General features: G+C 57.5%; 20 protein-coding genes and 4 pseudogenes. 14 read left to right on the top strand and 10 right to left on the bottom strand.

Annotated features, from left to right (window positions below):
* The first annotated feature begins 9 nt into the window (after positions 1-9).
* The 4 genes and pseudogenes from JG746_RS34445 to JG746_RS34460 all read left to right on the top strand — a co-directional run bounded on the left by JG746_RS34445 (position 10) and on the right by JG746_RS34460 (position 3,652).
* A complete protein-coding gene (locus tag JG746_RS34445) occupies positions 10-1,248 on the top strand; it encodes an NAD(P)/FAD-dependent oxidoreductase (protein ID WP_199202334.1) in 1,239 nt (412 codons plus the stop codon).
* Positions 1,249-1,419: 171 nt separating this feature from the next.
* Positions 1,420-1,561, top strand: a pseudogene (locus JG746_RS34450) (IS5/IS1182 family transposase); the annotation flags it as partial.
* Positions 1,562-1,763: 202 nt separating this feature from the next.
* The gene (locus JG746_RS34455; RefSeq protein WP_199202254.1) at positions 1,764-1,895 is read left to right on the top strand and encodes a transposase; all 132 of its coding nucleotides are present in this window, start codon (positions 1,764-1,766) and stop codon (positions 1,893-1,895) included.
* 566 nt (positions 1,896-2,461) lie between these two features.
* Positions 2,462-3,652: an amidohydrolase/deacetylase family metallohydrolase gene (locus JG746_RS34460; protein WP_199202255.1), complete on the top strand. Its 1,191-nt coding sequence runs from the start codon at positions 2,462-2,464 to the stop codon at positions 3,650-3,652.
* Positions 3,653-4,105: 453 nt separating this feature from the next.
* Here the strand turns inward: JG746_RS34460 and JG746_RS34465 are convergent, their stop codons facing one another.
* Positions 4,106-4,261, bottom strand: a complete 156-nt coding sequence (locus JG746_RS34465; protein WP_199202256.1) for a hypothetical protein — start codon at positions 4,259-4,261, stop codon at positions 4,106-4,108.
* 380 nt (positions 4,262-4,641) lie between these two features.
* Here JG746_RS34465 and JG746_RS34470 point away from each other — a divergent pair.
* The 6 genes and pseudogenes from JG746_RS34470 to JG746_RS34495 form a co-directional block, all read left to right on the top strand.
* A pseudogene (locus JG746_RS34470) lies at positions 4,642-4,759 on the top strand (integrase); the annotation flags it as partial.
* Between the two features lie 201 nt (positions 4,760-4,960).
* Entirely contained in the window at positions 4,961-5,686 is a 726-nt protein-coding gene (locus tag JG746_RS34475; protein WP_199202259.1) for an FkbM family methyltransferase, read from the top strand.
* Between the two features lie 175 nt (positions 5,687-5,861).
* Entirely contained in the window at positions 5,862-6,863 is a 1,002-nt protein-coding gene (locus tag JG746_RS34480) for a GHMP family kinase ATP-binding protein (RefSeq protein WP_244731030.1), read from the top strand.
* A gap of 10 nt (positions 6,864-6,873) precedes the next feature.
* Positions 6,874-7,932, top strand: a complete 1,059-nt coding sequence (locus tag JG746_RS34485; RefSeq protein ID WP_199202261.1) for a cysteine synthase family protein — start codon at positions 6,874-6,876, stop codon at positions 7,930-7,932.
* Positions 7,929-10,631: a lyase family protein gene (locus tag JG746_RS34490; protein WP_244731031.1), complete on the top strand. Its 2,703-nt coding sequence runs from the start codon at positions 7,929-7,931 to the stop codon at positions 10,629-10,631. Before JG746_RS34485 ends, JG746_RS34490 begins: the two co-directional genes overlap by 4 nt.
* 778 nt (positions 10,632-11,409) lie before the next feature.
* The gene (locus tag JG746_RS34495) at positions 11,410-12,828 is read left to right on the top strand and encodes a CapA family protein (protein ID WP_199202262.1); all 1,419 of its coding nucleotides are present in this window, start codon (positions 11,410-11,412) and stop codon (positions 12,826-12,828) included.
* A gap of 23 nt (positions 12,829-12,851) precedes the next feature.
* Here the strand turns inward: JG746_RS34495 and JG746_RS34500 are convergent, their stop codons facing one another.
* The 5 genes from JG746_RS34500 to JG746_RS34525 all read right to left on the bottom strand — a co-directional run bounded on the left by JG746_RS34500 (position 12,852) and on the right by JG746_RS34525 (position 16,749).
* A complete protein-coding gene (locus JG746_RS34500; protein WP_244731044.1) occupies positions 12,852-13,076 on the bottom strand; it encodes a hypothetical protein in 225 nt (74 codons plus the stop codon).
* Between the two features lie 64 nt (positions 13,077-13,140).
* Positions 13,141-13,380, bottom strand: coding sequence for a hypothetical protein (locus tag JG746_RS34505; protein WP_244731032.1), 240 nt, complete (start codon positions 13,378-13,380; stop codon positions 13,141-13,143).
* 247 nt (positions 13,381-13,627) lie between these two features.
* Entirely contained in the window at positions 13,628-14,404 is a 777-nt protein-coding gene (locus JG746_RS34510; RefSeq protein ID WP_199202263.1) for a class I SAM-dependent methyltransferase, read from the bottom strand.
* Between the two features lie 1,056 nt (positions 14,405-15,460).
* Positions 15,461-16,330, bottom strand: a complete 870-nt coding sequence (locus tag JG746_RS34520; protein ID WP_199202264.1) for an IS3 family transposase — start codon at positions 16,328-16,330, stop codon at positions 15,461-15,463.
* The gene (locus tag JG746_RS34525; protein ID WP_199202265.1) at positions 16,327-16,749 is read right to left on the bottom strand and encodes a helix-turn-helix domain-containing protein; all 423 of its coding nucleotides are present in this window, start codon (positions 16,747-16,749) and stop codon (positions 16,327-16,329) included. The genes JG746_RS34520 and JG746_RS34525 overlap by 4 nt, the downstream gene beginning before the upstream one ends.
* Positions 16,750-16,923: 174 nt before the next feature.
* Here JG746_RS34525 and JG746_RS34530 point away from each other — a divergent pair, with 174 nt between their 5' ends.
* Entirely contained in the window at positions 16,924-17,532 is a 609-nt protein-coding gene (locus JG746_RS34530) for a DUF309 domain-containing protein (RefSeq protein ID WP_244731033.1), read from the top strand.
* 79 nt (positions 17,533-17,611) lie between these two features.
* Here the strand turns inward: JG746_RS34530 and JG746_RS34535 are convergent, their stop codons facing one another.
* Entirely contained in the window at positions 17,612-17,995 is a 384-nt protein-coding gene (locus JG746_RS34535) for a hypothetical protein (protein ID WP_199202266.1), read from the bottom strand.
* A gap of 623 nt (positions 17,996-18,618) precedes the next feature.
* Here JG746_RS34535 and JG746_RS34540 point away from each other — a divergent pair.
* Positions 18,619-18,831 (top strand): cold-shock protein, encoded by a 213-nt coding sequence (locus JG746_RS34540; RefSeq protein ID WP_199202337.1) that lies wholly within the window; start codon positions 18,619-18,621, stop codon positions 18,829-18,831.
* A gap of 223 nt (positions 18,832-19,054) precedes the next feature.
* Here the strand turns inward: JG746_RS34540 and JG746_RS34545 are convergent.
* Both JG746_RS34545 and JG746_RS34550 read right to left on the bottom strand, forming a co-directional pair.
* Positions 19,055-19,520: pseudogene (locus JG746_RS34545) on the bottom strand (MucR family transcriptional regulator).
* 105 nt (positions 19,521-19,625) lie between these two features.
* Entirely contained in the window at positions 19,626-19,889 is a 264-nt protein-coding gene (locus tag JG746_RS34550) for a hypothetical protein (RefSeq protein WP_199202268.1), read from the bottom strand.
* Positions 19,890-20,886: 997 nt separating this feature from the next.
* On the opposite strand from JG746_RS34550, the gene JG746_RS34555 reads away from it, so the two are divergent.
* The gene (locus tag JG746_RS34555; protein WP_199202269.1) at positions 20,887-21,189 is read left to right on the top strand and encodes a DUF982 domain-containing protein; all 303 of its coding nucleotides are present in this window, start codon (positions 20,887-20,889) and stop codon (positions 21,187-21,189) included.
* A 130-nt stretch (positions 21,190-21,319) separates the two neighbouring features.
* The gene (locus JG746_RS34560; RefSeq protein ID WP_199202270.1) at positions 21,320-21,568 is read left to right on the top strand and encodes a DUF982 domain-containing protein; all 249 of its coding nucleotides are present in this window, start codon (positions 21,320-21,322) and stop codon (positions 21,566-21,568) included.
* 199 nt (positions 21,569-21,767) lie between these two features.
* Here the strand turns inward: JG746_RS34560 and JG746_RS34565 are convergent.
* Positions 21,768-21,953: pseudogene (locus JG746_RS34565) on the bottom strand (citrate/2-methylcitrate synthase); the annotation flags it as partial.
* Between the last annotated feature and the right edge of the window lie 215 nt (positions 21,954-22,168).

A 22,168-nucleotide genomic window follows, 5' to 3' on the forward strand; every position in this document is an offset into this window, starting at 1 on the left:
GCAAAGGATATGAAAAGTGCAATTGTTCTAGGTGCCGGCATGATCGGCGTAGCCACCGCCTTGCATCTGCAGCAGCGGGGTTGGTCAATTGTGCTCCTCGATCGCAAGGAACCAGGACGTGAAACGAGTTACGTCAATGCGGGGATTATCCAGAGTGAAGCCGTGCGACCATATGAAATGTCGCATGACTGGCGCGAAATCGCTAATATTGCGCTCGGTCGCTGCAATAAGGTGCGCTATCATCTTGCCGCGCTACCGCGTCACCTTGGCCCGCTGTTGGGCTACTGGTGGCATTCATTTCCTGTGCGGCACGCGCGCGCTTCAGAGGCATACGCGCAAATTATTGGCTGCGCGGCTCGGGAGCATGAGGTTTTTATCCGGCAATCTAACGCGCGCCATTTGATTCGCCGTGACGGCTTTCGGTTTTTATACCGCCAACAGTCGGCTTTTGAGGAGGCAGTCGCAGCGGCTGAAAGTTTGCGCCAGGCCTATGGTGTCAAGTTCAGCCCTATGTCGCCGTCGGATCTGAAGAAAGCTGAACCAGCGCTCGCCGATGCTGGCGTTGGCGCTCTGCATTGGCTGGAGCCATGGGCAGCATTGGACCCCGGTGCGCTAGTTTCCGCGTACGCCGATCTATTCATGCGACTGGGCGGACGCATCGTTCGCGGCGACGCGCAAAGCCTAGCTAAGACCGGCAGCGGCTGGTCGGTTATTGCCGACGATGGGCGAATGGAGGCGGAAGCAGCAGTGGTTGCCCTTGGACCATGGTCGCCTGATTTGTTGAAGCGCTTTGGTTACTGGTTTCCCATGGTGCGCAAGCGCGGGTATTATCGGCACTATGCGGGCGGGAGTCGGCTCGATGTACCGCTCTGTGATCCGGCCAATGGCTATGTCTTGGCGCCGATGGCGAAGGGTGCGCGCATCACGACCGGCGCTGAGCTTGCGGCGCCCGGCGCCAAACCAGACTTCTCGCAGCTTGCGCACGCCGAGCAAGCTGCGGGTAAATTGATCATGCTGGGCCGGCCTCTCGAGCCGGAGCCCGGGTATGGCACACGACCTTGTATGCCAGATATGTTGCCCGTCGTAGGCGCTGCGCCGCGTCATCGCGGCCTGTGGTTGCACTTCGGACATGGCCACCAAGGCTTTACATTGGGACCTGCAACCGGGCGTGTGATTGCCGAACTTATGAACAACGAAGTATCGATGACCAATCCGCTTCCTTACCGGCCTGAGCGCTACTGTATTTGACGAATTGTATTTGCTGTCTGCTCAAATTAAGATGTGAGTCTCAAAAGCTGTTAAGGCGTCACTATACCCTTCCGGTTGCCTTCAGAGTACTTGAGGCGGCTCGGTTGCTCAAAGCCCGACTCGAAAATCGGTTAGGTGCAGGCGGGGCTGAGCTTCGGCGCAGCATCAGGCGCGCATCATGAGCAGATCGCCGACACGTTGCTTGACCATCTTCGCCCGCGCGCCATCGTGCTGGCCGACAAGGCCTACGATGCAACGCATCCGTGAACTGAACCAGGACCAGGGTACCACCCCAAACCCGCCCAAAAGTCATCACGGCGGAGGGGGCAGAAATCATGCGCAAGCTGCTCGGCACCATTGCGACGCAGTAGCGCTTGAGGAATGCGAGGACCATGCGGAGGAACTGCCTGCACGCTGTGGAAAAGCCCTCGACACCGCTCCGTTGTGCGAGGATCGGCTGTGCGCTGCGCAGTGGCTGATGGACCTGGAGGTAGGAGCCGCCACTGGCGCCGGCTATGACGAGAAGTAACCGCAGCGTCTGCATCGAGCGGTTCAATGGTGAGATCAAGCGACGCAACCATGTCGTCGACATCTTTCCCAATGACGGATCGGGAATCCTGCGCAGCCTCAAGACGCAAAATGGATAGATCAACCGCCGCCAATTCTACATCCGCCAGCCACTTGTGACTTGTCCGCACCAGTTCGCTAAGTGCGCCGCCACGTCAGCAACTCGCCAATCCGACGCGTGCTTGAATAGTCCCGTTGCAGATTCTTAACGCAAATTTACTGAATCTTTGCAACTGCAAATCGCTGACGATGCTACGTATCAGGCACGGCCGAACAGGCCGATGCCGATTTATGCTTCTGCCGGTCGCAGGGCACGCTACGTAGGAGACAGCCAACGGCAAGGAGAGCACTCATCATGCTTGAAGGGCATAGGGGTTCTGGTCTGCCGTTCGTTCAAGTGGCCCGACACCTTGGGGTCAAAATTTGAGGTAATCCAGGTCGATAAAGACAATCTGGATGCGCTGATCTGCGAATGCGCACGGCAGCGTACAACGCATGACATTGCTGGCGCTACCGGCACCCAGGGAGAGTTCTATGCGACAGTTTGCAAGCTCTGCCAGTATCTCAAGCTACCGGGACCGGACCCGGTATCTGTTGAACGATGCGTCGTAAAGCCGAAACTTGCTGAGACTCGGGTCTAACAAAAATGGCTTATGATTTGATCCTCAGGAGCGGCCGCGTCATTGACCCCTCTCAAACGCTGGACGCGACTATGGACGTAGCCTTCCTCGACGGGAAGGTGGCCGCTATCGGTTCGCAACTCGAATCAGAGGGGACAGTTGAGCGGGATGTCTCAGGCCTTATTGTAACCCCCGGTCTTCTCGATCTTCATACGCATGTGTACTGGGGCGGAACGTCCTTGGGCATCGATGCCGAAGCGTTCGGTCGCGCCAGCGGGGTCACGACTGTTGTCGATACTGGGAGCGCCGGCCCAGGAAACTTTGCCGGCTTTCGGCAACACATCATTGAGAAGTCTCAAGTCCGTATCTTGGCGTTGCTCAATGTATCCTTTGCGGGGATATATGGTTATGGATCTCAGGTCGGGGAAAGTGAAGAGATAAGGTTGCTGTCTCCGGTGCTCAGCGTCGAGGTAATCGAAGCAAATCGGGACGTGATCGCGGGAGTAAAGGTTCGGGTCGGAAAGTACGCTTCAGGGAATTCCGGTCTCGCCCCGCTCGACATTGCCTTGCAGGTTGCCGATGAAACCTGCTTACCGTTGATGGCCCATATCGATTTCCCGCCACCCTCGTATGAAGAGGTCGTCTCCCGTCTCAGACGCGGCGATATCCTCACCCATGCCTTTCGACCCTTCCCGAATGCACCCGTCAATTCGCGGGGCTCCATCAGGGCAGCCGTGCGGGAAGCACGTGAACGCGGGGTTCTTTTCGATATCGGCCACGGTCAGGGGTCGTTCGCCTTCAAGACGGCCCGTGCCATGCTGGCCGATGGATTCCAGCCCGATACGATTTCGTCGGATATTCATGCCGCCAGCATTGACGGACCGGTCTTTGATCAGACGACGACCCTGTCAAAGTTTCTATGTCTGGGGATGTCGCTGAACGAGGTTATCACTGCTTCGACCCTTAACGCTGCATCAGCGCTCCGCCGGCCGGAGCTTGGATCGCTCAAGCCGGGCTCCACAGGGGACGCCACGATCCTCACCCTAGAGGAAGGTTCCTTCGACTATATCGATTGCATGAATGAGGTCATGTGCGGAGACAAAAGGCTTGTTGCGCGGGGAGTGGTCCTGAACGGCCGCTGGTGGCATCCCTGGGACGACGACCGGCAGGCAGCCGCGAAACGGGCACCGATATCAAGCCACAGCAAAAAGCAGTGAAATTAGAAGTCGTTACAACCGAACATAAAGGGATTGAGATGCTATAAGGCCACGGCGCAACCAGGCCGTTTCAAATTGACACATGGCCTTCACTCCATCCCAAGGAACTACGCACATTGTGCGGAAGGCCAGTCACCTGGCGATGAGAATGAGCAGCGTACGCCTACAGATCAAAAAGGCCATTGGGAGCAGGGGCTGCGATGGGTCGAAGTGGCGACACTGCCTATGCCAGCGTTGTCGCCGACTGGGGCTTTGACGACCGAAGACGGTGGGCGGCCGCCGCCGCAAACGAGCCGCTCCCCCTGTACCTGCGGGCAGCGGCGGACGGTCAATCACTGCCAAACCGGTTTTTGCTGATGGAGTTAATCGCAGTTGGTGCGTTCAAGCGTGAAGTTTTTTTGACGACGCTGCAATTCCTTATGCGGCATAAGCCACGCCCCAACACAGTATTTTTCAATAGGCTTCGCCGGTTACCATCCTTTTCCAGGCGGTGCGGACGATTTTTTTGGCCAGTGCCACTGGCACTGACCAAGGCCAGTCGGTCAACAGCAGCTCGATTTCGATTTTTTGGAGAAGCCTTGCAGCATCTCGAGGAAGATCATCGTCCACCGATCCGCAGATGCGGGAACAGTATGAGCACAAAGCCGTGGCGATGGCACGCGAACTATCGACGATCGCAAGCGAGTGGAGAAGTGTGCGTCCACGATATCCCGACTGTCCTGATGAAAGCTTAGCGGACCGGCATGCCCGGTCGCGCTCTGAAGGAGAATGGGAAGCCGGGAGCCGAACGCCACTATGTAACCGAAGCCGAAAGACAACGGCATCAGGGTCACAGATTGGAGAAATGGTTCGAGAACCGCGGGACCGTCCTGCGCTCAGGAAAGATTTACCCGACCAGCCGCAGGGTCGGTCAAAACGCAACTGAAGCCAGGGAAATCCGCCCGTCAGGACGGCACTTGGGACCTTGAGTTCCTTCATTGGAGCTTATCATGCCCCCACTTCGGCAGCCTCTTGAGCGAGGACATGGAGGTGCGCAACCTCGCGCTCAATACCCAGCGCGTGCAGCAGGTTTCGCTGTTTGCACGTCACTTCGGCAAGTCGCCGGACGGTTGGTGGCGCCGATGTCGCAAACCCGACAAAGTGTCGCGGCCATTGCAGCGCGCGCGCGTATTTCACTCTCGCTAAGGAAGGAGCACCGCATTCCGCACGTGGCACGCCGATTGCGGGGATGATGAGCACGAGCCGCCAGGACAAACCAGTCGCAACGGCCCCGTCCCAAAGATCGCAGGTTACATTGGAGGGCGAGCTATGTTGTCCCAGTTTGAAAACCAGTCCATAAACCAGGAGGTCGCTAGGCTCAATCTGCCGAACTCTCGGATCAAGCACTTCGCGCCGGCTAGTTACGCACAAGCCGGAGAAGACGTTATTGTCGAAGGAATTTTGGCTGCAAAACTCTGTAAGAGCCAAAGATCTTGGGCCAGTGTGTTCTATGTCGAGATCGGCGCTAATCACCCCATCTCTACCTCAAGTACCTATCTTATGTACCAAAGAGGCGCACGAGGTGTTCTGGTTGAACCCAATCCTGAATTGGAAGCGCTGATCCGCACTGCGCGCCCGGAAGACGTTCTCGTGCGATCCGTTGTCTTGCCCGCTCCGCAAGCGTCTGCCAAGCTCTTCATCGGAAACGCCCATGAGCTTTCCTCTGTGGATAAGGCACATATTGAAAGTTTCGGCGATTTCAACGGTATAGGAGGTATCCGAGAACACATCGAGGTGAGCGCGATCGGTATCAATGAACTATTGACCCCATATGCCAATAAGGTCGATTTCTTATCGATTGATTGCGAAGGACTGGATCACGATCTCATTAAGGCCATTGACTACGAGCGCATCAGACCTGCTGTCATCCAATGCGAGCCAAGTGAGCATCATCTAAAGGGCATCAGGGGCAAGATCATCAATCTGATGGAACGCAGATCATACCGGCTTGCTGCAATGACTGACATCAACGTCATCTTCGAGCGATTGACCTAATCCAGCGGTCCAATCGAACGCTGTCATCGAACTTGAAAGTATCCAACTGAAACGCGAGCCCCCTTGCGAGAATCCAGGTCTCGTCCCGTAGCAATTCGATGTACCTGACGGGGAAAGTAATATGGCGATTCAGAATTCCACGTATCCTATCGACCCTCCAGGAAGCAGGGCGAGCATGTCGACTAGCGAACTTCTCGAAGCGGCCGCCGATGAAGTTTGGCGGCCATACATGTCTTACCAAACGTTCGATCGCGCAGATGGGGTCCAGATTATCGCGGCGGACGAGCAGCAGCCTAGGGTTCAGTGCAGCGACGCTCTTTGTTGCGGCACATTCGGCGAGTTGCTGCAAGGCGAGTTGCCGGTCGACTCCGCATCAAGGGACTCTCACTTCTTGGTCACGATGCCGATCGCACTGTTTGCGCGTGCCCACTTTATGCCGATTGCAGGCACACGGTCTGTAACCGTTTATCCGCCACATAAAGTCAAAGCAAAACGATTGGCCGAGAATCTCGTGATTGCGCTCGGCGCCTCGGGAGGAATCCTCTTTTTACAATCGGAGCTCCTTGAAGGCAAAGGGCTGGCGAGTTCGTCTGCGGATCTTGTTGCGACTGCACGGTCAATCGCCTGCTGCTTCAAACGTAGGGTTCGGACATCGTTGATTGAGAAGTTCATGGCGGAGATCGAGCCATCCGACGGGGTGATGTACCCGGGAGTGGTCGCATATCAGCAGCGAGCATGTAGCCTTCTCTCCTTCCTTGGGCAAATGCCGCCGCTTGCAATCGTTGGCATCGATGAAGGAGGGACCGTCGAAACCGTCGACTATGATCAACGGCGAGGTGAAATCTCCGGCAGTCACAGAGCAGAGTATCGCGAATTACTCGACCGCGCACGGATAGCAATTCCGCGCGGTGATACGGCCACCATAGGCAGAATAGCTACAGCCAGCTCGCTCCTGCATCAGGAGCGAACTCCAAAGAAGCATCTGAACTCGATGCTGAAAGCATCCGAGGCCACTGACGCTCTCGGGGTCATAGTCGCGCACAGCGGCACCATGATTGGAATCCTGCTTGATCGAATGGCGGCTGACTTTCCACGGAAGCTTCGGTCTGTGCTCACCCATGTATCGCCGCTCGACAACTCGCCAAAAATATATCTGACCATGACTGGCTGCCGGTGAGGTAAGCAAAATGGACGCTATCCGCAAACGCCCGCCATTCGCTGGATATTCTGATGCCTATGCTCTTCCCAGCATTATTAGGTGTGAGGCAAATCTCTATCTTGCGCAGTTCGCGTTCATGAAGCTTCTCCCTGCGAAGTACATCATTGAGCAAGCGCTGGCTCGAGGGACGTTGACGCACGGCATGAAAGTTCTCGAGACCTCGAGCGGAACCTTCGCGCTGGGTTTGGCCGTAGTTTGCCGGGAACGCGGATTCCAGCTCGAAATCTTCACAGACCCGGTGATGGACAAAGGCCTGGAAAACAGGCTGAGCTCCTTGGGAGCCGAAGTCTTCATAATAACTGAAAAGGCGAAGCAGGGAGGCTATCAAAGAAGCCGCCTCGACGCACTAACTGCTAGGATGAGACAGTTGGGCCACTCCTGCTTCTGGCCCCGGCAATACGAAACACCCGACAACCCCGCGGCCTATGAGCTCTTCGCCGATCAGATATCGGGGATGTTGGATGCCGACGTAACGTTGGTCGGTTCTGTGGGGTCAGGCGGCTCAACTTGCGGAACGATCGAGCGCCTCCGCCATAAAGCCCCTGGCGCGCGCCTGATTGGAGTGGACACCTTCAATAGCGTCATTTTTGGCCAACAGGATGGCGAACGGAAACTGCGGGGGCTGGGGAACAGTCTTGTCCCCAAGAACGTGAAGCATGAACTCTACGACGAGGTGCATTTCATCTCGGCTCCGCTCGCATTTGCTGCTACGCGAACCCTCCACGAGCGGCACGCCATTTTCGCCGGTCCGACCTCGGGAGCGAGCTACATCGTCGGGCGTTGGCGCGCTCGGCAGTATCCAGGAGAAACCGTAGTCGTCATATGTCCTGATGAGGGCCACCGCTATGTCGAAGCCGTTTACGACCACGAGTGGCTCAAGCAGAACGGATGTCTACATGAGGGTGTTCTGCTGGACGCGCCGACAACCCAAAATCACCCTTCGACTGCCCTCCCACCATGGAACCGATATCTCTGGAAGCGGAAAAGCCGGGAAGCTGTCCTAAACGCTCCGGAGGACGCGTCATGATGAACAGAGGTAGCTTCCTTTTCGTGGAAAGCAACACGACTGGCACTGGCGAACTATTGCTGAAGCGGGCCCGACTCCTGGGCTTTGAGACCTACCTCGTTACCCGCAATCCGGCGCGGTATCCGTTTCTTAAGGACTCGGTGACCCGGGTGATCGAAGCTGAAACGCGCAGTCCGGACGAACTCGTCAGGATCGCTGCCAAACTAAGAGGCCTGGCAGGTATATACTCGTCGTCGGATTATTTTGTGGAAGCAGCGTCAAGCGCGGCGATGGAGATGGGCCTACCAGCAGCGAATTCGGAGGCCATAGCCACATGCCGGAACAAATGGAAGCAAGCGGCCGAGTTGCAGCGGCAATCTATCGCGATCCCTGAAACACGACTGGCCACTTCCGTCAGAGACGTCGAGAATATTCTTGCCCAAGCCACTCTACCGGTGGTCGTCAAGCCGGTGTCCGGCAGTGGCAGCAGCGGCGTGAGGTTGTGCGACAGTGCCACAGCCGCCATCAAGGCGTTTGAAAGTGCAAGGGGTTCACTGCTCGATCAAGTGGATCTGCCCAGCCCAGACATCCTCATCCAGCAGTATGTGGAGGGTAAGGAATATTCTGCGGAGATAATTGCGTGCGACGGGACGCTGCATTGCCTTGGAATTCTTGCCAAGCACAAGGGGCCGCCTCCCTGCTTCGTTGAGATAGGGCACGACTTCCCCGCCCCGCTACCGGAGCCATCCCTCAAGGAATTGGCTTCATTTGCCGCAGGCGCGGTGTCGGCTCTGGGCCTGAATTTCGGACCGGTTCATGTGGAGTTCGTGATAGCGGAGTCGGGCCCCGTCATCATTGAGGTCAACCCCAGGCTGGCTGGAGGGATGATTCCAGTCATGCTTTCCCACGCCCTAGGAACGTCAATCCTTGACATGGTGATTAGACTTTACGCGGGAGAAGGGTTCACGCCTCCACAGGCGAGCGCAAGGGCGGGGGCCATCCGCTTCCGACTTGCTCAGACGTCCGGAAAGCTCAAACGCTTGGGCTTTTCTGGAAACCCAGAGCCTACAGTGCCTGAAGCAGGTCTTCTGAAATCTGAGGGGGAGGAAGTTCAAATAAATGGCGACTTCAGAGACCGGGTAGCCTACGCCATAGGCGTCGCTGATGAACTCAATGCCGCCGCCGCGGGCGCTGAACGGATGATTGATTCCCTTGTGATCGATATCGAGGCGGCCGCAGGCGATTCGGACATCAAGCAAGTCGCTGGGTTAAGCGAAGCCGGGTGGCACCTACATCCTGTAGCGATGAAGTTGCTCGCCCCGCCTATAGAACTCTCGCGCGATGGCCGCCTTCTGCAGCACCAGGCGGCCATAGACGAAGCACATCTGGTGATGCTTGCGGACCAGGGCCTGGTCAGCCAGGCAGCCGCTGCCGATCTCCTCAAGCACATCTTGGACCTCCAGGACGAGGGGTTTAAGTCTTTGGAGGGCCGCGAGGCTCCGCGTGGCCTCTACCTTGCCTATGAGGCCGAACTTGCCACCAGAGCTGGCCCGGAAAAGGCCGGCTGGTTGCACCTTGCGAGATCTCGTAACGACTTGAACGCGACCATTTCTCTTCTGGTCCTTCGGGAAGCCGCGTCTTCCATCTCTCAACAGATAGGAATTGCACAAGGTGCCCTGCTTCAACGGGTGGAGGAAGCATCGAGCCTTGTGGCTCCGTTGTACAGTCAGTACCAGATCGCACTCCCCGGATCGCCAGGGCACTATCTGCTTGGCGTCTTTTTCGCTCTGGGGCGCGAGCGCCAGCGCCTCCATAGCCTTCTGGAAGACATCAGGAACTGCCCTATGGGAGCTGGTGCCGGCGGAGGCACCAGTATGCCGATTGATCCTTCGAAAACCGCAAGTCTTCTAGGATTTCAAGAGCCGTCGTTCAACTCCCTTGATGCGGTCGCGAGCCGCGACCATCACCTGCACGGGCTTTCAATCTTTGCTAGCATCTCAACCTTGCTCAGTCGTGTGGCCCAGGATCTGCAGGTCTGGACAACACGCGAATTCGCTCTCATCGATGTTCCTCGAAATCTTGCCGGCCGCTCGTCCATGCTGCCGCAAAAGAAGAACCCGTTCCTACTTGAACACATCAAGGGGTCGGCAAGCACCGTAATTGGCGCATACGTTTCTGCGGCAACGGCTACCTGCAAAGCGCCTTTCAGCAACTCGATTGAAGCAAGCACCTACGGCTGCTCTCCTCTCAGGCTTTCAGAGGAGGCCCTGCAGAGAGCCATCAGCCTCACATCGCTCATCGTAAAGTACATGTCGTTCAACGTGAGGTCGATGCGCGATCATCTCGAAGACGGGTCATCAATGACGGCCATCGCCGCCGAACGGATGGCGTCGCGAGGCATCCCTTTCAGGAATGCCCACGCAACAATTGGCCAGATCGCCAGGCGCCTGTCTCAAGATAGCTCCGTTGCGGAGCGCCGAAGCGCGTTGGCCAGCCAACTCGCTGGGGTGTTCCCGGCGAGTCTTGAAGAGTGCAGGGATGCCCTGCAGTTCGGAGGAGGACCCGGAAAACGATCAACCGATGACCAGCTTTCCGTAGCAAAAACGCATTTTCGGGATATGGAGCTGAAATGCGCCGAGATATCGGAACGCTGGGCGCACGCCGAGATGTACCGCAAACGGAGGGTGAAAGAACTCGTTGATACGCACCGGGTCCCCTGAATGGTGGATATTTGGACAACGTCCAATGGTACTGGCGCCTTGGCAGTGGGTCGTGTCCCGGCAACTAGATGCTATCGGGCGAGCGGCGAGGGTGCGGCGTTCTTCGGCTCTGATAGATCCACCATCACAAGGAGGTCGCATGTCGCAGCTTTTTGACGCGAGCGGGTCCCTTTACCGCTCTCGAACAGGATAACACGATCGTCGCGGTCATCGAAATGTGGGCGCGCGACATTGAGGCTTTGCCATCCCCGCCAGCGTTGCCGTCTCACGCGGTGAGAGTTGTAGTATGGCGGCAATCCCGACGCTCGAAGAGGGGGACGAGCAGTAGCCGGGCCGCGAACGACAACCCTTGGCCGGTAGCAGTCGTGGCTCGTCAACCGCGTCAAGCCGATTCTTGCCTGTTTCGCCATTCGGAGCTTCCATTTAGGCCTGTGGAACGGGCCGACAAGCTCATGGCCTTCCGCACCGCAGAGGAAACGCGGCTGCCAGACAAGATCCGCGTCGAGCTCTACCGCTTGTTTAAGCGGCTCGATCTCGAATGTGCGCAGATCACAGATCAAGGCCCCGCCTTCTCGTCGCGCCTGGCCGCGTCAAGCGCGGGCAACGACCGATCCTTATGCCGCGGCCGCCGGCACTGGGCGCCGTCTAGGCGATCCTCAATTCGCTTGAGGCCAGGGCCGCTGGCCTCACCGTTATGAAGATCATCTCAAGCGCGGGAACGAAGAACCGACAAAGTAGAACGGATTTGGTTTAGGAAGTCAGCCCATGGAGCAAAACTATGGATAGAGATTCGCAGGAGAACAGTCGCCATCGGGTTCATCAGGACGGTGGCTTTGACATCGTCGGTTCAGTTGCCACAAACGTCGATGATGGCTTTACCATGGCGGCAGTCGGCGACATTCTCTATGCGCGGCCAGTAGCAAGAGGCCACTATCCCGGCCTGGCGGATGTCCTCAGGATTTTTGACGATGCGGACGTCACCTTTGGCAACTTGGAAACCAACATCTTGGAGGTTCAATCCAAAGGGTATCCGGAGGCAGACTTTGGCGGGGCGTATTGCATCAGCGACCCGGGGTTGGGGACTGACTTAAAGGCCTTGGGCTTCAATATGGTCAGTCGCGCGAACAACCATACGCTCGACTGGGGCGTGGAAGGCATGCGCGAGACTAGCCGCACGCTTGATAGGAACGGGATCGTCCATGCCGGCGCAGGAGAGAACCTTGCACAAGCCGGAGCTGCTCGCTTCCTTGAGACTCCGCGCGGAAGGGTGGCGCTGGTCTCCTTTGCGACGACGTTCGCGGCAATGGCTCGTGCCGGCGGTCATGCGGGTGAGGCACCAGGCAGACCAGGGCTCAATCCTCTCCGTTTGACAAAGCGTATCGTGGTTCCACCGGCAATGCTAGAGAACCTCAGGCAGGTGCGCGAAGTGCTGCCAGGCTACAACCCGGCTGGCAAAGATCCCGGCCAGGTAGTTCTCGACGAGGTCATCTTCAAGGCGGGCGACAAAGTAGGTTACAGCTTCGAACCTAACTCGTGTGACGTCGCCGATATTCTGCGCAATGTTCGCCGGGGCAAGCAGATGTCCGACTTCTGCATCGTCACGAACCACGAGCACGAGCCTGGGGTGTGGAGCCAAGAACCGCCTGATTACGAACAATCGTTTGCTCGCAAGCTCATTGATGCAGGGGCAGACGCATACATCGTGCACGGACCGCACCAGTTACGAGGCATCGAGATCTACAAAGGTCGACCTATTCTTTATAGCTTGGGAAATTTCTTCTGTCAGGATCTCCGGACACCACTAGGTGCAGACGCGTACGCTATCTACGGCATGGACCCGCGGGTCGATACAGATGCCGAAGTCACTGTCAATGAGGTAGCAAAAGGGTATCCAACGGCGGAGGGACTTGCAGGCCCCCAATCTGACACGATTTTCTATGAGAGTGTCGTCGCCATCAGCCGCTTTGAGCAGAACCAGCTCGTTCAATTGTTGCTCCACCCAATAGAACTCAGGCGTTCAAATAGATTTGCCAACCGGGGAGTGCCGCGGCTCGCGCCCGCACCGCAGGCAGTGGCTATTCTGGAGCGTCTCCAGAAACTCTCGAAGCCATTTGGCACGCAAATCGCAATAGAGAATGGCATAGGAGTGATCCAACTGCAGCCTACCTCGGCCCAACGCGGCCCTCGGATGGACTAAGGCTTGTTAAGATCCAGCGTGAGTTACGGCCGCTGCGAGATTATGATGCCTGCAAAGTTCTGATAGGTTTTGTCGGCTCGCATGGCGATACGCTTGAACTCCTTGAGTTTGCAGAAGAAGTTCTCGACCAAGTGGCGCCATTTGTAGAGTTCCTTGTCAAGCGGCAAGGGAGGAGCACGGCGTGAGTGCTGTGAGATTTCGATCTTGGCGCCGCGCCGGTTCAGATGCAAGCGATGCGCCGAGGCCACCTTTCCCGAAATCGTTAGTAGTGTTGTATAGTCGAGTAGCCGTTGGTCCGCGCGTCGCCGCCGATCACTCCGGACCGTCATAACGGGTGACGCAGTGGAGTTCGCGGAGGGCGGGGACGACGAGGGCGAAGTCTGTGTACGCCTCGAGCTCGATGAAGTGCGTGGTCTCGGGCCCCGGCCTGGGCTTGCCGAGGAGGGGCTTCCCCTTTTGCCGACGCAGTAGATCAGGATCGGCAGCAGCAGGCCCGTGGTTGGGGTGGTCGAGGTCGAGTAGCCGTCTCCAGCTTTTGATGTTGAGATTCATGGCCGGGTAGAACCGCTGGCACCACGACCGGGCGCCGATGCCGCCGCTGGGTTTGATTGCGAATCCGGGCGCATAATCCTGCGGCCAAGCGCCGAAATCATTCTAGCGACAGGCGAGGTTTGCCGAAAACCTCAATCGCCGGCAATTTGAGGTCCTTGCCATCTGAGCAGCCGCGCGCATAGCGCTTCTTGCGACCATAGTCAGGATTGCGACAGAACCCTAAAGTATTGGTCGTGACACACGATTCTCATTGTGTTTTACCGAACACCGATATGTATTGCCGAGATGCATTGCCAAACGGGCGCCTCTGCCAATCTCCGTAACGCTCAACAAGCTCAAGGCCGCTGATCTTTGCGAGCAAGTCGAGCTCGGTCGGATAGACATATCGCATCTTCAGCGGCAGGGTCCGGCTTCCGGAGGGTGGGATCCAGAGATCTTGAGAAATAAAAAGCTGTTGATTGCGGTCATGCTTGGCAAAGCGCACCATCGCGCGCTGCTCATCGACATGGGTAACCGTTGTTCTTTGCTCGCCATAGGCGCCCGCGTCGGAGAAATCAGACGTATATGGATAGTCCAAATGTATTACGAGGCGTCCGTGCGGACTGAGAGACTTCATAGCGGAGTCAAAGAAACTAATCTGCCGGTCGACACTTGTGATAAGTGAGAAGGTGTTACGACTACAGTACACGAGATCATATTGAGTTCCAAGGTCGAACTCTGCCATGTCGCCAAGGTGTGCCGTGATCGAATCTCCACCGTTCTTTGCGCGAAGCGAGGCAAGCATGGACTCCGAGTTGTCGAGACCGTGAACCGAAGCTCCGGTCTGCGAAAGGGGCAAGGCGATTTGGCCGGTTCCAACGCCCAATTCGAGTGCGGTTCCGTTCTTTGCGAAGAGCGCGAGAAAACTGACTGTCCGCTCGTTCTCGACCGACATATTGAGCGCTTCCCCATAGTCATCATAGATATCGCTCCATATCTCGCCGTAGGTGGTATAAGCGTCCTTCACTTGCACATGATCGTTCATGACGTATTCCTCACTTACTTGTTCAACCAGTAGGTGAAACAGGCGTTATCCGGGACTTGCCCATCAGATTTGTTCGTGCTGCCTCAGATCCTAGTCTAGTGCTTTACGCTCGCGAAAATGGGGCCTTCTCAGCTACAGGTTCGAACAAGGATGGTTCTCCTTGCGGCGGAAGCGCAGGACCGTGTCCTGCACCTCGCGTTCAGGATGAGGCTGCTGCTGGAATCGGCTTTGGGCTCGCTGCCGACTACGGAGACCTATATGATGTTTTCCCTTTTTGGTTCTATCCATCGCGATTGCCCTCACAAGAATGCAGCTACCGCCTCACAACGAAGAGCATCAAAACTCGTGCCAATTTGCCTGATCGAGCGCCGAAGAAAAAATTGAGGTTGCTTTTCAGCCAATTAGTCTGACGCAAAACCCGAGATTAGCTACGCGAGCCTATGGCGCGGACCCGACAAACCCGACAGAAGGTGTCGGATGGCGTGAGGGGTGGTCACAGCGAAAGCCGCCAGGAGGCCAAACCGGCAACCACAATGCCGCCGAGTGCCAGGCCCACGGTCCGTACCGGGGTAACGGCAGCGGGAACATCGCGTCGGTCCACCATATCTCCGAGGCCTGCCAGATCGTTGATAGCACCGCCAGATGCGATCAAGAAGCTGAAGCCGAGGATCGTACACGGCAACGCAGAGGCTATAACCTATCGGCCTCCAGCCGGTGAACTTGACCCGGCGCGGCTGAAATTGTCGGCGAGGGCCCTGGCGAACACGGATAAAATGAAGGCGGCCAGGGTTCGATGAAGCCTGCAATCCTCGATCGAACGTCGAGATTGTCTGCATCAGCCAGCCGAGGCTGGAAACCTGGGTCGCGAGCCAGACCGAACGAAAGGTTGGATTCCCGAGCGGCCCAAACGTCGTTGGCACAGCAAAATCTTTATCTGAGCCGGCCGCATCGAGCGGGACATCAACGTGTATGCAGTATTTTCAGAATTCGCGGACAGCGATGGAGTGAACCCCCAGACTGAGACAAGGAAAATCACGGACACCGTCCCGTGTTCAGCTATGCCGCCTTTTCCATCCGTCGTCCACCTGAATGCATCTGTTCGTATTCCTCTGGCGTGAGATAGTCGAGCGCCGAATGCAGGCGCTGCGTGTTGTAGACGGTATCGATAAAAGCGCCGATGCGCCTGCGGGCATCCTCTGCATCCCTATAGGCGAGACCTTGCACCTCTTCCTGCTTCAGGGTCTTCATGAAGCTCTCCGCTTTCGCGTTGTCATAAGGATTTCCGACACGGCTCATGCTCGCCTGGATACCGCGACGATGCAGAAGTTCGGAGTACGCTCCGCACGCGCCTTGAACGCCGCGATCGGAATGATGCACGAGGCTGCCGGGAGTGGGCTGGCGATCGGTGATGGCCATCTCGAGAGCCTCGATGGCAAGGCTTGCTCTGAGATGCGTATCCAACGCCCATCCGACCACCCGGCGGCTAAACGCGTCAAGCACAACGGCAAGGAAAGCAAACTCCTCAGCGAGATGCAGGAACGTGATATCGGCAACCCATAGCTGGTTGACCCCACTGAGGATCATGCCCCTGGCGAGGTTCGGCACGACTTGCCAACCATGCCTCGAGTTCGTCGTTGCAGGAACAAAGGGTCGCGCGCGCAGGCACAACAGATTGTCTTCACGCATGATGCGTAGAATGCACTTGTGGTTGACTTGCCACCCCTCCCGACGCAACAGGGCTCCGATCCGGCGGTAACCGTAGTGCGCGTTGCCGAGAGCCATCTTTTGAATGAGGTCTCGCAAACCTGTTTCGGCCCGACGAGGGGCCGAATCCAGCCAGTGACGGTAATAACTCGCGCGGCTGACCCCCGCGAGCCAGCACATTCGATCGATGTTGAATTCGCCTTGCGACAGGCCGGTCGTCATCTTTTCGATGACTTTGAAGATCCCGTTTCGCCAGGAGCGCTGCTCCGACGCTGATCTTCCTCGAAGTGCCGCAAGGCTTCGCGAAAAAAATCGAGATCGAGCTGCTGTTGCCCGACTTTCTGCTCCAATTCCCTGATCCGGCGCCTGGCCTTAGTCAGAGCCTTTTCCTGAGGCGCTGGTGGATCGACTGCGCTCTGCAATTGTAAGTCCCCGTCAACTCCTCCCGCCACTCTCGCCGGCCGGCCACGCCGACGTGACTTCAGGTTTCCACGAAGCCTGAGCTGATCGCGCCACTCGTAAAGACGTTGGCGACTGATGCCAACCTCATCTGCCAACTTGCTGACGGTTTCGCCTGCCTTCATGCGCTGGAGAAGCTCCAGTTTTTGGTCCTCATCAATAACTCTTTGCCGTCCGGCCATGCCCAGTTTCCTCTCCGTGCAGGGAAACTGTCCGTGATTTTCCTTGTCTCAGTCTGGGGGTTCACTCCAGCGATTCCGCAAATCCCGGACGTTTTGGCGGTTGGTTCTCGGCTACGCCGTTCTGGCAGTTTGGTGTACAGCGGAATCTTCAGGAATGGCAGGACCCAACAGCCAATGAAGGAGTATCCCGTCGATTCCATCGGACATCAATTGTCATCGACGCGCTTTCATGATTGCTCGGCCTATGCCACGTCCTCGCCTGCTGCCCGAAAAGAATTTCCCGAGCTACGCATACCTGCCTGGCAAACATCCACATCCGGTGCGCGACCCGTTGGGTCACAGGTACCAAAGCGAGCCGGGACCGTTGTTGCCGTCGAAGAAGCACTTAGCTCAAACGCATTCCGATGGGGTATCGACCTTTTCAACCACGGCTATTACTGGGAAGCTCAGGCCTGGGAGCCTCTATGGCACGCGGCGAAGCAAAGCGCTCAGCATCGACTGTTCTTCAAGGGATTGATCCTGTTGGCGGCGACCGGGGTGAAGATCCGCGAAGGAAAGCAGGGCGCGGCCGCGCGCCATTCGGCAAGGGCTGGAGCGCTTTTTCGTCGCGTGGCGCTTCTGCCGAGCCGGCTCTTTGAAGCCGCACTCGGAATGACACTTGCCGCCCTCGCAGTAGACGCCGAAGCGGCGACAACTTTCCCGGCTGTTTTGCGAGAGCCGACGCCTGGCCAGCCTGAGTCCGTTTTCGACTTCATTCTCGCGCCGAAATCCGGCAGGGGCTGATAGGCAACCTTACACCACGGTTTCAAGCCTTACTTCGAAGCACTGCTGGCCTGTCATGGACAGTTCGACAAGGGCAGCTTCAACCCGGCACAGTTGACCTACAGTAAGCCCGGCTCTGGCGGAGCAGCCACGGCAGGCGCCGCTTCCAGCGTTCACCTCGCGGCAAAGGAACATCTTTCCGCCACCGCTTCTTGTTGCGGGTCCGTCTGCCCCCAGTCTGCGCGTTCGATGTTTCCTGCATCGGCGCTTCCTCAACCGTTGGGGGCTGAGGAAGCGGGACGTCGGGCACGTCCTCGGCGTCAGGCAATGCTTCACTGCTAGTGACCATGGCCTGAGAACGAACATCTTCGGGAATAGGCTGCGGCGTCGCTTCAGCGATCGCACTTTCCATCTTCGCTTTCGCGACTTCGTTCGCGATGGCAGCCAGGTCGATGCCGCCCCAGATCGACTGTGGCCGCTTCACGAGCCCACGCTTCTATTTGATCTCGACGACAAAGGGTCGCTGCTGCTTCATAGTGCTCTCGGCAGATTTGGGGGAGTTGCGAATGTCGTCTAGGCCGATAGCACGCCTTCGTCCACCCGCTCCCAGGCGTTCTCCAACGGTTTTCGAAGACTTTGCGGTCGTCCAAGCCACGACTGAAGCGGCTCACCGCCGACGCTTGGGCCCAGGCTCCGGATCTCTTGTCCTGCTGTCAGCCTGACCCTGGTGACGATCATGTCGCCCACGCAGTCGCCCTTATTGCGCCCATCGCGAAGCCGCAAAATATGCAGAACGCAATGAAGATGGTCGTCGCCCTTGTTCATACTCCCATGTTCCCGAGGATGTCAGACACGTCCAACGCATTGTTGGAATCGGTCACAAGCGACCGATTCATGCTGTTGATGGACCTGCAACCCAGCATGCCGGATGTCATGGGTGGCGCGACTGCCGCTTTGTCGCCGCCGGTCCAACTGGCTGCACGAAGCGCTTACCCCAGCGTGTCGCTCCGGGCCTTGCGCTCTTTCGCATTTGCTGCGTTATACTGTGAGCTGGCCGGCATGACCACCGAACCAAAACATGTAGCGAACTTTACAAGGGATACGCATATGGCGATTGGAACCGTGAAATGGTTCAACAGCAGCAAGGGATTTGGATTTATCCAGCCCGACAATGGCGGTCAGGATGTGTTCGTCCATATTTCCGCTGTCGAACGCGCGGGCCTCTCCACCCTCACTGACGGCCAGAAGATCAATTATGAGATCGAACAGGACCGCCGCACTGGCAAGTCTTCCGCCGGCAGCCTCAGCAAAGCTGGCTGAATTTTCTCCTGCAACAGCAGGATGGACGCAGTTGGCAGGATGGGCTGACGCTCAATAAGGCGAGAAAATGGACCGGGAATGCTGAAGCAGCACGCCCGCGCGAATTCCTGGGGAAACGAAGCTTTTGAAAGGGAAGGCGGGTTGGGTAACCCGCCTTTTCATGCTCTGTGGCAGCTTGTGCCTTTGGCGGCTTCGCGTTTCAAGACGAATCTAGATAATTAGATCACGCTGCGACCGTCTTGCGGCTACGCCTCGCCGGGCGCCGGCGTTTCCGGCTCTTTCGGCTTGCGGCCGAGCCCCATGGTCTTGGCCAATGCGGAGCGCGCCGCAGCGTAATTCGGCGCGACCATAGGATAGTCCGCCGGCAGACCCCATCTGGCGCGATATTCATCCGGCGTCAGTCCATAGTCGGTCGACAAATGGCGCTTTAGCGATTTGAATTTCTTCCCGTCATCCAGGCAGATGATGTAGTCCGGTGTCACCGACTTCTTGATGGGCACTGCAGGCTCGAGAGCCTCCGGCTTTGCTGCGGAAACGCCGCCAAGCGTGCCTTTCAGTGCTGCGTGCACCTGGCCAATCAGGGCGGGGAGATCACCCATCGGGATCGGATTGTTCGAGACATAGGCTGAGACGACATCGGCTGTGAGCTCGATGAGGGTGTCGATGTTGTTGTCGGCTTCTTCTGTCATGAACTCTCCGGGCGGCGGCTTGAATCACAGTCGGCGAAGTGCCGGTTCTAGTGTCGGTTGTCGCTGAACGCAATGAATGTGTGCGTCCGGCACCGGCAGCCGCCATCAGTGTACACCTGTCTGCGGCTCAATCTCGACATAGCGTCCGATCGACCGCAGATACGCGATTATCTCATCCATAAGATGATCGCGTTCGCCGTAGGTTTTGGTAATCCAACGCAGTTGTGGCACGATGGCCCTCTGCTTCGCAGGCGTCAAATCGCCATCACCAAAGATGTATCCCAAAAGGCCAATCGCGTGTATGTCGCAGCCAATATCGACAACTGCTTGCACGAACGCTGAAATGTCCTTTTCTTGCATGATCTTCATGTCGACCTTCTCGTTCAAGGGGATGCTACCGCCGTCCCATGCCGTTGGCTCTCTCGGACGGCGCAAGCGATTAGCATGATTGCCCAAGCCAACCTCGTCCCATGCGGCTCTTGTTATCGCAGCCACCACCCTTCAACGGCACTGACGTCGCTCTTACCTCCACCTGTCCAGTCTGACATCTGCCGAGGCGTCATGAAGTTTAGCCGGTACTCTCGAGATGGGAGGACCTGGAAGAAAGGGTTACCCGATATGGCAAACCCTCCCTCACATCGGGGGCGCCATCTGTCCGACTCCAGTAGCGGGATGATGAAGATGCAGCGCAATTGACTTTCTTTTTGACACCATAGCCCATAACCAACTTTACCCAGGGCAATACTGGCATTTCACCCGTCCGCAACCCGCCACATCCCTGGGCCACGCGATCAACGGGGCAAGCGCATCCTCATAGGTCAGATTCGCCATTGGCTGAATGGAATAGCATGCGTCAGCCGTGGCTACCTGCAGATCGTGGTAGGCGTTTTTAGGCTCGCTGGCTCTTAACGGACCCTGCATCAACAAGCTTCTTTTCGGGAGCTTCCCGTCGCGGGGCGCACGGATCTCGCCACCACCAGCCCCAGTTCCTCGATGACGGCAAGCCCGTTCGAAGTGAATCCGAATGTCGGGAGCGCGATAGGGTGAGAAGATCATCAGCAATCCAGAGCATGGCCTCTGAAACCTGGGCGTCTCTCTGCGAGACTGGGTTGCGGCCTCACTGAAGCCCAGCCTGCCGCGGTCTTCAACCTCGCAGTCGCGGTCCCTGACGCGACCGCCGCCGCAGCGACGGGGCTCGGCTGGCTGGGCTGGCGCTGTCAGAGGCATGCTGGCGGCCGATGAGGCCGGTAGAGGAATCACACCTCTTGAAACGTCATCGCCTTGACAGCACAATCTGCAATGGGTCGGCCCGCCGATGCAGCGCTTCTTCACGCAAATTAGCTGTTCACCAGGTTGGGAAGAACGAATGAATGCTGACGCTTTCAGCAGCCCCATTTTCGTGAACCTTGCCACGCACATCGTTCAAGAGATCGCCAGTCTTGCGGACGCTTTGGATTTTCTCAATGAATGGCCGGAAGATCGGAGAGACGGGGTGTACCAGACCGCTCTCAGAGCATGCTATGATGCATACGAAGGGCGAAACCCTGTATGCGCGGCGCGCAATGCCTTTTTCGGCTTTGCAAAACGGGCCGCCATCTTGGAAGATGCAACCTCCGCGATGCAGTGGCTTGCTGCCTGCAAGTCGGGCGGTGGAAGAGTGCGGGCGTAGGGTCGGCGCCGAGTGTGGGGGCCGGCGCGAGGCACGTCGAGGGGCATTGTGTCGACATTTCAAAGTTCGCGGCGGAACCGGCTCGACCCGGCAGCGAACTGGCTTGTGATCGGCTTGGGGGAGCGTAGAGATGACCGGCTTGAGCAGATTTGAGAGGCCGGTCGTTGTTCGGGTTGGCCGCCACAGCTCAGAGCGTATCGTGTTCGAGGTCAATGACGCGGCCGCTATCTTGCTGCGTGATCTTGATCGTCAGACCGTGAAACGGAAGCTAGCGATGGACGCCTGTCTTCAGGTGTTGCGTGGTGAGGCTCATCCGCCAGTTGCTCGAAGAGCTTTCGTTGCAGCTGCGCTCGAAGCAAAGATACTGCGCAGCGATTAAAAAGTTGGGATGCTCAGGATTTTCCTCTTCATATCTCGGCTGCAGGGGCCGATCTTCCAACGTCGTCCCAGGATGAAATGGTACGGGCGCAAAACAGTCGAAATGACGCGTGAGAATTTTGAACCGAACAGCTGAGCATATGCGCGCTTCGCGTGGGTGATCGATCAGCCTTACTCAGGGATCATCGAGGGTAATTTTCCTACAGGTTTTCCGCCTTCTGGACCCGGTCTGATAGGACGCGAGGCAATGGATCCGGCGCCGTCAACTGGCGGCCGATCTTCTGGTGCGGATCCTCGATCACTTCCTTCACCGCGCGATCCCAGCCGACGGTGCGGGCGACCGCGAAAAGCACGGTGAACATGGTGGTGGGGAAGCCCAGGGCTTCAGCGTCTGGTTGAGGCACGCCGAAGTCGGCTCGATGGCCTTCATGATACGGCGATGGTGGTGGCCGTGGGTGACGACCCACCAGGACGAAATGGCATCGAGGGCACGCGCACTGTCAGCCTTGTGGAGGTAGGCGACTTCCGTCCGGACGATCTCGGGGATTGCCGGCTCGAGTACGTGCTGCGTGAACGGATGCCACAGACGAGACTGCGACAT

The organism is Mesorhizobium sp. 113-3-3, assembly GCF_016756495.1.
Classification (GTDB): Bacteria; Pseudomonadota; Alphaproteobacteria; order Rhizobiales; family Rhizobiaceae; genus Mesorhizobium.

What these genes read in the sequence shown, in the direction of transcription:
- JG746_RS34455 (WP_199202254.1), top strand. Translation starts at nt 1,764, where the DNA reads ATGACGAGAAGTAACCGCAGCGTCTGCATCGAGCGGTTCAATGGTGAG.
- JG746_RS34460 (WP_199202255.1), top strand. Translation starts at nt 2,462, where the DNA reads ATGGCTTATGATTTGATCCTCAGGAGCGGCCGCGTCATTGACCCCTCT.
- JG746_RS34495 (WP_199202262.1), top strand. Translation starts at nt 11,410, where the DNA reads ATGGATAGAGATTCGCAGGAGAACAGTCGCCATCGGGTTCATCAGGAC.
- JG746_RS34445 (WP_199202334.1), top strand. Translation starts at nt 10, where the DNA reads ATGAAAAGTGCAATTGTTCTAGGTGCCGGCATGATCGGCGTAGCCACC.
- JG746_RS34520 (WP_199202264.1), bottom strand. Translation starts at nt 16,330, where the DNA reads ATGACGACCGGCCTGTCGCAAGGCGAATTCAACATCGATCGAATGTGC.
- JG746_RS34510 (WP_199202263.1), bottom strand. Translation starts at nt 14,404, where the DNA reads ATGAACGATCATGTGCAAGTGAAGGACGCTTATACCACCTACGGCGAG.
- JG746_RS34540 (WP_199202337.1), top strand. Translation starts at nt 18,619, where the DNA reads ATGGCGATTGGAACCGTGAAATGGTTCAACAGCAGCAAGGGATTTGGA.
- JG746_RS34485 (WP_199202261.1), top strand. Translation starts at nt 6,874, where the DNA reads ATGGACGCTATCCGCAAACGCCCGCCATTCGCTGGATATTCTGATGCC.
- JG746_RS34530 (WP_244731033.1), top strand. Translation starts at nt 16,924, where the DNA reads ATGAAGGAGTATCCCGTCGATTCCATCGGACATCAATTGTCATCGACG.
- JG746_RS34475 (WP_199202259.1), top strand. Translation starts at nt 4,961, where the DNA reads ATGTTGTCCCAGTTTGAAAACCAGTCCATAAACCAGGAGGTCGCTAGG.
- JG746_RS34550 (WP_199202268.1), bottom strand. Translation starts at nt 19,889, where the DNA reads ATGAAGATCATGCAAGAAAAGGACATTTCAGCGTTCGTGCAAGCAGTT.
- JG746_RS34490 (WP_244731031.1), top strand. Translation starts at nt 7,929, where the DNA reads ATGATGAACAGAGGTAGCTTCCTTTTCGTGGAAAGCAACACGACTGGC.
- JG746_RS34560 (WP_199202270.1), top strand. Translation starts at nt 21,320, where the DNA reads ATGACCGGCTTGAGCAGATTTGAGAGGCCGGTCGTTGTTCGGGTTGGC.
- JG746_RS34480 (WP_244731030.1), top strand. Translation starts at nt 5,862, where the DNA reads ATGTCGACTAGCGAACTTCTCGAAGCGGCCGCCGATGAAGTTTGGCGG.
- JG746_RS34525 (WP_199202265.1), bottom strand. Translation starts at nt 16,749, where the DNA reads ATGGCCGGACGGCAAAGAGTTATTGATGAGGACCAAAAACTGGAGCTT.
- JG746_RS34555 (WP_199202269.1), top strand. Translation starts at nt 20,887, where the DNA reads ATGAATGCTGACGCTTTCAGCAGCCCCATTTTCGTGAACCTTGCCACG.
- JG746_RS34505 (WP_244731032.1), bottom strand. Translation starts at nt 13,380, where the DNA reads ATGAATCTCAACATCAAAAGCTGGAGACGGCTACTCGACCTCGACCAC.